Here is a 9,479-nt window from a genome sequence, read left to right as displayed (position 1 = left end):
CGCCGGCCCGGGCGCTGCAAGCCAGCACGAGCGCGACCCAGGGCACGGCCCTTCGAATGCAGGCCGCAGAGGGAAAGATGGGGGTCGTTTTCAAGTTTGTCTCCTTATCCTGGCTCCGGGTCGATGCGCCGGATGGGGCCTTTTTTCGCCCTGGCTGCGCGTCGCTTTTTGTTTGAATCAGGTAACAAAAGATAAACGTTTTCCCACCTGTATCCATTAGTGCTTTCCCTGGAACAGGCGACAATGAGGAAACCGTTTTCCTTTGCAGAAAAAGTGGCGCAACCGCGAAGCCAGCCCGCCTCCATGAGTACCAAACCCTCGATCAACGCAGTCGCCCACCAGGCCGGGGTTTCCATTGCCACCGTTTCGCGGGTGCTCACCGGCAGCAAGCCCGTCTCCGCAGAGACACGGCTGCGCGTGCAAGCCGCAGTGCAAGCGCTGGACTACCGCGCCAACCCGTTCGGACGCGGGCTGAGCACGGGCCGCAGCGGGGTGCTGCTCATGCTCGTGCCGGACTTTGCCAACCCCTACTACGCCGAAATCGTGCGCGGCGCCGTGTCGGTCGCGCGACAAAGGGGATACACGGTGCTGCCCGTGGACTTGGAAGGCTCGGCGAACGATGAGGCATCGCTGCAAGTGCTGCAAAGCGGCCTGCCCGACGGCGTCATCAATCTGGTCCCGGTGCACGAGCGCGCCGCGTGGGCGAAGGCGGCAGAAGGCCGGCCCTGGGTCCATTGCTCCGAGTTCCAACCGGATGAGATGAGCATCCCCCACGTCAGCATCGACCACCGCCAAGCCGCCACCGACGCCGTGCAGTACCTGCTCAACCGCGGCCACCGCCGGATCGCGCTCGTGAACAGCGACGAACGCTTTCTCTACGCCCGGCAGCGGCGCGAGGGCTACGAATTGGCCCTGCGGCGGGCGGACATTGCCGTCGAAACCGAACGGATACGAACCACCGGCACGAACAGCTACGCCGCGGGCAGCCTGGCCGCAGCGGCGCTGCTATCGCTGGTCACGCCACCGACCGCCGTATTCGCGGTCTCGGACACATTGGCCATCGGGGTGATCAAGGGTTTGCGCCGGGCCGGCCGACGGGTCCCGGAAGACACTGCCGTCGTCGGCTTCGACGACGTGCCCATCGCCGAGGTATTCGAGCCGGCCCTCACGACGGTCGGGCAACCCATGCAGGATCTGGGCGCCGCGGCCGTCGTGATGCTGCTGGGACAGATGGAGGGGCAGATCGTCGGGCACCGCATCCTGCCCCACAGGCTGGTGGTTCGGGAATCGGCCTGAGGATCGCCGAAGGCCCCCGAGGCAAGGGGGTCTCAATCGACGCCATGGTCGCACTCCTGCGCATGGGACGGCTCCTGCCCGTGCGGCAGCGTCTCCACAATGAACTGTGCCCATCCATGGATCGCGTTGTAGACCTTCACGATCTCGCCCTCCACCGTCCTGAAAAGCAGCCTGGGTTCTTCGCCATCGACCGAGTTGTCGTAGATGTACGCCCGATCGACGAACGCAGCCGCCGCCGCACAGTTGGCAATCGACTTGGAGTAGCGCGAGATGATCTTCGAGATGGGAACGTCGTGCCCGCCCTCCATCACGCGCAGGGACACACGCGCTGCGTTGATGGACGGGTGGTCGGTGCCGACGAAGAAGATCCGGACGAAGTAGCCTGCATCCTTCGCCCGTTGGATGAAGTCGATCTTGTCCGGTGCCGAGAGCACGCTCTCGAAGGCCATGCTTTCCCGCTCATGCAGACAGCGCTCGCGCTCGGCCTGCGCGTACTTGGCCGCAGCCATGACGGATTCAACGGAATTCCAGTCCCCGAACACATCGCGGGCAATGTTGTCGGGGTTGATGTAGATGCAGCCCTCGATCCACTGGTGCTGCAAGACCTTGGTGGTCAGCGAGGTCTTGCCGGAGCCATTCGGTCCGGCGACGACGATGAGGGTGGGACGCGGCTTCGTCACCGGGCGGCCAAAGCGACCGCACGCGGCACCGGGAGGTGGTAGCGCGCACGCACCTCGGCGGTTTGCGCGGCGAGGGTGTTGCGCAGCGCGGTGTTCGCGAGGGTGGCCTTGGCGCGAGCCTCTGCCGCCACGTCACGCATCAAATCCTCCAACTGCTCGTCCGAGGGTTCCCGGCTGCAGTCCAGCAAATTCACGTTCGCTTTCATTGCGATCTCCTTGCAAGCCGAGGAATTTTCCTCCTCGGGGTGGTGGTTGACATGTTCCATCATCGGGTCGCGGATGCACCAAGGCGCATTCGCAGCCCCCGTTGGCGAGCCCGTCCAGCAGGGCCCACGCCGCCGCCAACGCCCGCCATGACGAGCTCCCGATCCAGTAAAAACCCGCGCCAGCAGTGTAGCAAGCATTGTGTGCGTGTCCGTGTGAAGTTTCCTGCAAAATCCGGCAAGCCCCGAACCGCCACGGCGCAGGCAGTGTGCAGACCGGTGAACGACCCGGGGCCACGGCCAAGGACCATCGCGTCCAACCCGCCTGCGCCATCAGGCTGCACAGCGCCGAAATCGACGTGGCCAAGGCCTGGGCACCGCCAAGGTCTTGGTGCGGCCAAACGCCAGCGCCACGCTGCACGACTGAAGTCCGCCGCACCAAGGCGCTTTCCATCCCCGGCAGCGCATGGTCCGCGCAGCAAATCCACCCTCACCAACCGCGTCATGGGCGGCCTCCCAGGAGATTTTTTCCCACAGTTCGCCCAGACTGAAATCATCCAGCCAGTCCCTGAGCTTTTCTTCCTCGGGTCGCTTGAACGTGGTTTTCAGGCCATCGTTTTCCGCGACGATCACGTCCTGCAGCGCGAAGTGGTTGAGCAGCGTCACCGACTGCGTCGCCAGCAGTATCTGCACACGCTTGGATGCGGCTTCCAGCATCTCGGCCAAGATGCGAATGGCAAAGGGATGCAGACCCAATTCCGGTTCGTCCAGCAGAATCAGTGCGGGCGGCGACGGTTGCAGCAGCAGCGTGGCAAGACAGATAAAGCGCAAGCTACCGGCGGACAGCGAATAGGCATCGAAATACGCATCCGAACCCTTTTGCCTCCATTCCAGCTGGATCTTCTTCTCGTCGAGTCTGGACGGGGCCAACATGAATCGATCAAAGGAAGGCATGACCAGCCTGACATGTTCTTCGATGTGTCGAAACTGAACCGGGTGCCTTTCCTGCAACCAGTACAGATAGGCCGCAAGATTGGCCGCGTCGGGACGCAGGAAACGCTTGTCGTCAACATCCGCTGCCTGCTTTGCGGGCGAATGGTCGGACATGTCCTGGAAGTGATGAACGGAAAGATCCCGTAGCTTGGAAAACACGGACTGCGAGATTTCGGTCTTGGTGGACGAAGTCACGTTCTCTTCAAACTTGCTCTCCTTATGGCCGACAGCGAGAAACTCGCCATGCATGTTGCGCGGGGATTCGAAAATCAGCGTATCCTGCGCTGCCTTGAGCTCGAATTCGCAGGAATCCTGCGCAAATGAAAAACCCAGCGACAGCGCGGGTGTTCTCTTGCGCCCGTGATGCAGAAACCGATCCGGCTCGCTGGCGACATAAAGTTGAAATCTGCGGGAGAGCACGTGCTCAAGCAATTGGAAGACGCCAATCAGGTTCGATTTTCCCGCACCATTTGCACCAATCACCACATTGAGATCGTTCAGATCCAGTTCGGCACTTTCTATGGATTTGAAGCCTTTAATTTTGACTTGGTGCACGGTTTTCATCTGGCCTCCTCAAGTGATCCGTCGATGAAACAATCCGACTGGCCTGTTGCGGCCCATTGAGTCATTCAACAGCACCTTTTCCAGAATAGTCATGCATGCGGTTCGATTGATGCCATCAGCCTCCCCCAACGCGCGCCCGAGCGCGCGGTTGGGCGCGGGCTTGTAGCATGGCACGTACTCTGGCATAGAGTTGAACGTCGGCGTTCTCACGATCAGCGAGCACCGCAACAAGGGCGTAGCGCTCATCTTCATCCCGGTTGTCTGGCCATGGTACGTCTTGGCGAGTCACCACGATGAAAACCTTTTTGCCGTTTTTCAATGCCTGTTTGAAAGACCAACGTGAAACCTGGAGTGTTCCGGCCTTGCGGGTATTATTGGGAAGCCAGCGATTAGTGGAGCGCTCTTCCATGCTCTCCCCTTTCTCACGGTCGCGACGGACGGTCTGTATCACTTCATCCAAGCTGGAAGCGGTGACCAGAGTAAACCACAGCTTGGCCCCACGGTAATCCAGGCGGGTAGTTCGCACAGCGGGACTGTACGCCAGAGCAACGGTAATCTCACGAGTTCGACGACGTCCGGCCCAAAAGATATCTGGAAGAGGAAGTTCAAAGAAGTGGTGTTGGTCCTTGCCGATCCATTCCTCGGCAAGAAGGGTGACGGTGTGGTCCAGCGAGTGAAACAGCGCAGCGTCATCCACGCGGCCATAGCCGATCAGGCGCAAGAGCTTGTCACGATCATCACTGTTGAGCTTGTCATGATCATCACTATTTTTGTCGGAATCCAACAGCGCTGTGCAGGCTTTCGGCCAACGGGCATGTGCGCCAATCAATGCGCGAAGCAGGTTGGGTGTAGCATTCGGCACTTCAGCAAGGAGTCGCGCTGCCTTGCGGGCCACGAGTGGCGCAGCGTAGCTGGTGCCGATGTCCTCCTTGAAAGCCGGGCCCGTGCCAAAGCCACCGTTAAGCGAAACGACCCCCAACCCGGCATGACGCAAACGACCACCGATGCGCGTCAAGGCCACATTACCCGCGTGCTCGACCACATCAGGCTTGATTGCATGGTTGATGGATGGGCCACAGCGCGTCAGCGGAAAGGGCTGGTTTGTCCGTGCGAGGGGACAATCTTCAATCTTGTCGGGATAGCGTTGGGCATCGCGCGATGCCTCGTTCATGCTCAACCCGCCGACGGTCAGGACGTTGAGCGCTGTGGCCGGATCTAGCAGTCGCGCGCCAGGGGTCAACAAGTAGTTGGGGTAGGCCGTTCGGGCATCCGCAAAGTCTGCATCGAAATTACCGGTCGGAACCACGAACAAGACGCCAAGCTCACGTGTCAGACGGTCCAAAGTGTAGGCCAGTCCACGCACGTGGCGGCCGTCATATACCTTGTTAAGATCACCATAGCTAAGATTGAACACTCGACAGCCGTACTGATCATGCAGGTCGCGCACGGCTTCTCCGATGGCATTTTCGACAAACCCGGTTTGATCCCGTCCGTCGTCTTCGAATACTTTCCCGGAAAATAACCGAAGTTGAGGGACAAACTTTCTTTGCTGAACACAGGCATGCACATCGCCGTACAAGGCCAGTCCACCTACAAATGTACCGTGCCAATGAGGTGCAGAGTCGTCTGGGCTTCTATGCGGAGCAAGGCAGCCCTGCGCGTCGCCCACCGCGGCACCCAATAGCGGATGCCCACGCGTCAAACCCGAATCCAAGACGGCTATGGCAGGCGCATCATCGGCGGGTGGGGCGATCTGGGGGAACTGATGAATATCCGTATGGAGCAATTCAACAGCCACCCCCAACCGAGGTGGCAAATCCACTGTGCGCACATCACGGTGGCGTAAAAGCTGTTCAGCCCCGATTCGATTGCAGCGAACGCGCACCATGACAAGTGATGGCTGCCTAATATCGTCCATTCGCTCGATGCCATGGTCACGAGACCAGTCCAAGAAAGAGCTCAGCATGGTCTGGCGCTTGTTCTGCTGTTCTTGAGGCCAGAGTTCAACATCCAATACAAAAGGCTCTATGGTGGGTAGTTCTTGATCACGGAGCGCGGCCCCAGTGCGATCCTGGGGTGTCCAATGGTCAAAATCTTCAATGGCGTAAAGCAACTCCTTGCGCGTCGCGACGCCAGTGCGAGCCAATTCCGTGAGGCGGCTTTCGAACTTGCTCAGCCCCTCTTTGGTGGCAAAGGTCAGCACGATTGACTCATCTTCTTGGCTGACGATTTCGACACCAGGAATAGAATCGAATTTCGGCGCGCTCTTGACATCTGCGCACAGTCGAATCTTGAGCAATTTTCTGTCGTCAAATCCACCAATGTCCTGAGTCGTGGCACGTTGCCGGAATTCCCTGAGGCGTTGTCCCAGTGTCGCACCATGTTCCCGAGGATCGGCCGGAGTAGGGCCGAAATAACGCTTCTTCGAGTGCAGGTCTGTTGATAATGTCTCACGCCCCAGACGCAGATGTTCATAGGTCATGCCGTCCCTTCGCCCTTAGTTATGACGATATTCGCGATTCAGCGCGGTATCGAGATGGGTCTTCTCCAAGAATTCCCGACCAGACAGGATCATTTCCTTTATGGCACGTCGTAGCACCCGTTCGATATCGGCATGCGACATACCTTTGAACAGGGATGCAACTTGGCCATCGTCGAACTTGAAATTCCGTCGAATACCGGATAACTTCAATGCCAGCAATCGCTTGATTTGTTCCAAGTTCGGCATCTCGAAGCAAACCACTTCATCAAAGCGCCGCCACACTGCTTTGTCAAGCAATGCTTCGTAGTTGGTGGTAGCAATGAGAATGCTCTTGCCACGGTAGCCGTCCATCATTTGCAGCACGGCGTTCACGGATCGCTTCAGTTCACCGTGATCGGCGCTGTCGCCTCTATCCTTGGCCAACGCATCGAATTCGTCGAAGAGCGCAACAACAGGCTGAGCGGCGATGTAGTCGAAAACTTTGCGCAAGTTGGCCGCTGTTTCACCCAAGAAGGAAGAAATCACAGAATCCAGCCGCACGAGGACGAGGGGCATGGAGAGGCTGTGCGCGATAACTTCGGCAGCCAAGGTCTTGCCGCAACCAGGTGGGCCACAGAACAACAGTTTCTGCGCGGGCAGCATGCCATAGGAACGCAATACATCATCCCGGTTGTGTTCCATGAGAATTTCGTTGAGAGCAGACTGTGCATCGTCCGAAAGAATGATGTCTTTTTCTTCTCGCACTACGGCGCGCTCTTCGAGCAGGGTCAAGCCGTTGTCCTTGTTGTCGGGGAATTCGTTGACGTTGTGCAACTTTCGAGCGCCGGTCGCTATCTTTACCTGATCTCCATATAGCAAGCGCTCAAGATCGTTGGCCAGCAAATGGTGGTTTTTTTCTCGCTCCTCTTTGATGACCGCCTCAGAAGCTGACTGGAACCCGGCAAAGTCACCCTGAACCCCCGACCGGATCAGTTGCCGTAGCAATTTCCCGTTCGCCATACTCACTTCCCTTCACTCCGGTTTCTTCTTGCTGATGCTCTCGGCGATCCAACTGTCCAGCGCAAAGCGATGAAACCGCCAAGTGCCGCCCAACTTGAACGCCGGAATCTCACCCTTTTGGGCAAGGCGATAAACCGTGCGTTTCCCCGCCCTGAGGTACGCGGCGACCTCTTCGAGCGTCAGGATTTCACCAGTTGTATCGGTCATCAGGGTGCCTGCGATTTTGGCCTGTAGTGGAATCTGGTTGTCAAGTTTGGCCAATTCTCCCACAGTCGCGCGCCATCGCCCGGGCCAAGCGCCGAGATAAAAGCCGGGTGAATGCCCGGTTCGGCGCCTCCGGCCGATTCCGGCTGCCAAGCACACACGCAGCATGCGCACACAACCCCGAACACGACACCATGTCGAATTTGGACAACTGTGCGTCCAGCCGACGCAAGCCCGCGCGCGGGGGACGGCGAACAATTCGCTGCGGCTCCTTGAAGCATCCCCCCACGAAAACCCATGCGCGGCCAAAACTATTCTGTCTGGAGTTTGCTCAGGCACGGCTTCAGGAACCACCAGACCTGGGAGCCGGCCTGGGAGCGGGTGGCGCTCGGGTCGGCTTACGACGTGGTGATCGTCGGCGGCGGCGGGCATGGGCTGGCGACTGCCTACTACCTGGCCAAGAACCATCCGCAGGTGGGGCGCATCGCGGTGCTGGAGAAGGGCTATCTGGGCGGGGGGAATACGGCGCGCAACACCACCATCGTGCGCTCGAACTATCTGTGGGACGAGGCGGCGCAGCTCTATGAACACTCCCTGAAGCTGTGGGAGGGGCTGAGCCAGGAGCTGAATTTCAACGTGATGTTCAGCCAGCGCGGCGTGTTCAATCTGGGGCATACCTTGCAGGACATGCGCGACATCGAGCGCCGGGTGAACGCCAATGCGTTGCAGGGGATCGACGCGCACGTGCTCAGCGCGCGCGAGGTGCAGGAGAAAATACCGCAGCTCGATTGCAGCCACAGCCGCCGCTACCCGGTGCTCGGCGCCAGCTGGCAGCCGCGCGCCGGCGTGGCGCACCATGACGCGGTCGCGCGCGGCTTCGCACGGGCCGCGAGCCGCCTGGGGGTGGACCTGATCGAGGGCTGCGAGGTCACGGGCATGGACATTCAGGGCGGGCGCGTCTGCGGGCTGCAAACCAGCCTGGGCATGGTCCGGGCCGGGCGTGTGGGCTGCGTCGCCGCCGGGCATTCCTCGGTGCTCGCGCGCATGGCCGGGCTGCGCATGCCGCTGGAGAGCCATCCGTTGCAGGCCTTTGTCTCGGAGTCGATGCAGCGCGTGCTCGACTGCGTGGTCATGTCGAACGCCGTGCACGGCTATCTGAGCCAGTCGGACAAGGGCGAGCTGGTGATCGGCGCCGGCATCGACAGCTACCTGGGCTACGGCCAGCGCGGCAGCCCGCTGGTGATAGAGCACACGGCGGCGGCGATCGTCGAGCTGTTTCCCCAGTTCTCGCGCGTGCGCATGAACCGCCAGTGGGGCGGGATCGTGGACGTGACGCCGGACGCCTGCCCGATCATTTCCGCGACCGCGGTGCAGGGCCTGTACTTCAACTGCGGCTGGGGCACGGGCGGCTTCAAGGCCACGCCGGGTTCGGGCCACGTGTTTGCCCATCTGTTGGCGCACGAGCGCCCGCATCCGCTGGCGCAGGCGTTTGCGCTCGACCGTTTCCATACCGGCCATCTGATCGATGAGCACGGCGCCGCAGGCGTCGCGCATTGACATGTTTTTATTGCATTGCCCCCATTGCGGCGCGGCGCGCGACGAGCAGGAGTTCAGCCACGCCGGCGAGGCCTTCATCGCGCGCCCGCAGCAGCCCGATGCGGTGGACGACGCCACCTGGGGCGACTATCTCTTCATGCGCCGCAACACCAAGGGCTGGTTCTGGGAGCAATGGCAGCACACGGTGGCCTGCCGCAAGCTGTTCGTCGTCAAGCGCCACACCGCCACGTACGAGGTGGCCGGGAGCTGGACGCTGGCCGAGGGCCGGGCGCTGTTTCTCGCGGACATGGCCCGGGAGGCAGCATGAGCGGCACCCGGGTCCGGCAGGCAGGCGCGCGCATCGACACCACGCGCCAGATACGGTTTTGCTTCGACGGCCGCGACTACACCGGGCACCCGGGCGACACGCTGGCCTCGGCGCTGCTCGCGCAGGGGGTGCGCTGCGTCGCGCGCAGCTTCAAGTACGGGCGGCCGCGCGGGATCGTCGGCGCCGGCACGGAG

10 protein-coding genes are annotated in these 9,479 nt (G+C 60.8%); 4 read left to right on the top strand and 6 right to left on the bottom strand.

Annotation, left to right across the window (positions count from 1 at the left end; all coding sequences use genetic code 11):
* Window positions 1–303 precede the first annotated feature (303 nt).
* Window positions 304–1,296, top strand: a complete 993-nt coding sequence (locus VTU_RS0119450) for a LacI family DNA-binding transcriptional regulator (RefSeq protein WP_029554570.1) — start codon at window positions 304–306, stop codon at window positions 1,294–1,296.
* A 32-nt stretch (window positions 1,297–1,328) separates the two neighbouring features.
* On the opposite strand, the gene VTU_RS0119445 is transcribed toward VTU_RS0119450, so the two are convergent.
* The 6 genes from VTU_RS0119445 to VTU_RS0119405 form a co-directional block, all read right to left on the bottom strand.
* The gene (locus tag VTU_RS0119445; protein ID WP_010107653.1) at window positions 1,329–1,976 is read right to left on the bottom strand and encodes an ATPase; all 648 of its coding nucleotides are present in this window, start codon (window positions 1,974–1,976) and stop codon (window positions 1,329–1,331) included.
* Window positions 1,973–2,182, bottom strand: a complete 210-nt coding sequence (locus VTU_RS33940; protein WP_169315424.1) for a hypothetical protein — start codon at window positions 2,180–2,182, stop codon at window positions 1,973–1,975. The genes VTU_RS0119445 and VTU_RS33940 overlap by 4 nt, the downstream gene beginning before the upstream one ends.
* Before the next feature lie 330 nt (window positions 2,183–2,512).
* Window positions 2,513–3,736, bottom strand: a complete 1,224-nt coding sequence (locus VTU_RS28770; protein ID WP_010107649.1) for an AAA family ATPase — start codon at window positions 3,734–3,736, stop codon at window positions 2,513–2,515.
* A 115-nt stretch (window positions 3,737–3,851) separates the two neighbouring features.
* A complete protein-coding gene (locus VTU_RS31925; protein ID WP_010107648.1) occupies window positions 3,852–6,218 on the bottom strand; it encodes a S8 family peptidase in 2,367 nt (788 codons plus the stop codon).
* Between the two features lie 15 nt (window positions 6,219–6,233).
* Entirely contained in the window at window positions 6,234–7,217 is a 984-nt protein-coding gene (locus VTU_RS0119410) for an AAA family ATPase (RefSeq protein WP_010107647.1), read from the bottom strand.
* Window positions 7,218–7,229: 12 nt separating this feature from the next.
* Window positions 7,230–7,487: a helix-turn-helix domain-containing protein gene (locus tag VTU_RS0119405; RefSeq protein ID WP_438873587.1), complete on the bottom strand. Its 258-nt coding sequence runs from the start codon at window positions 7,485–7,487 to the stop codon at window positions 7,230–7,232.
* Window positions 7,488–7,718: 231 nt separating this feature from the next.
* Between VTU_RS0119405 and VTU_RS0119400 the strand changes: the two genes are divergently transcribed.
* The 3 genes from VTU_RS0119400 to VTU_RS28765 all read left to right on the top strand — a co-directional run.
* A complete protein-coding gene (locus tag VTU_RS0119400; protein ID WP_010107645.1) occupies window positions 7,719–8,978 on the top strand; it encodes a sarcosine oxidase subunit beta family protein in 1,260 nt (419 codons plus the stop codon).
* A gap of 1 nt (window position 8,979) precedes the next feature.
* Window positions 8,980–9,285 carry a sarcosine oxidase subunit delta gene (locus VTU_RS0119395; protein ID WP_029554567.1) on the top strand — a complete coding sequence of 102 codons (306 nt, stop codon included), beginning with the start codon at window positions 8,980–8,982 and terminating at the stop codon, window positions 9,283–9,285.
* The coding region (locus VTU_RS28765) for a 2Fe-2S iron-sulfur cluster-binding protein (protein ID WP_010107643.1) at window positions 9,282–9,479 on the top strand (198 nt) is incomplete at its 3' end. The genes VTU_RS0119395 and VTU_RS28765, both read left to right, overlap by 4 nt.

Origin of the sequence: Verminephrobacter aporrectodeae subsp. tuberculatae At4, from assembly GCF_000193225.1 — a bacterium.
Lineage (GTDB): Bacteria > Pseudomonadota > Gammaproteobacteria > Burkholderiales > Burkholderiaceae_C > Acidovorax > Acidovorax aporrectodeae.
The sequence above is the reverse complement of the archived record's forward strand: the minus strand, read 5'-3'. Positions and strand labels throughout refer to the sequence as shown.

Excerpts from the sequence above, each read along its gene's own strand:
- VTU_RS0119450 (WP_029554570.1), top strand. The coding sequence starts at position 304 with ATGAGTACCAAACCCTCGATCAACGCAGTCGCCCACCAGGCCGGGGTT.
- VTU_RS33940 (WP_169315424.1), bottom strand. The coding sequence starts at position 2,182 with ATGAAAGCGAACGTGAATTTGCTGGACTGCAGCCGGGAACCCTCGGAC.
- VTU_RS28770 (WP_010107649.1), bottom strand. The coding sequence starts at position 3,736 with ATGAAAACCGTGCACCAAGTCAAAATTAAAGGCTTCAAATCCATAGAA.
- VTU_RS31925 (WP_010107648.1), bottom strand. The coding sequence starts at position 6,218 with ATGACCTATGAACATCTGCGTCTGGGGCGTGAGACATTATCAACAGAC.
- VTU_RS0119410 (WP_010107647.1), bottom strand. The coding sequence starts at position 7,217 with ATGGCGAACGGGAAATTGCTACGGCAACTGATCCGGTCGGGGGTTCAG.
- VTU_RS0119400 (WP_010107645.1), top strand. The coding sequence starts at position 7,719 with ATGCGCGGCCAAAACTATTCTGTCTGGAGTTTGCTCAGGCACGGCTTC.
- VTU_RS0119395 (WP_029554567.1), top strand. The coding sequence starts at position 8,980 with ATGTTTTTATTGCATTGCCCCCATTGCGGCGCGGCGCGCGACGAGCAG.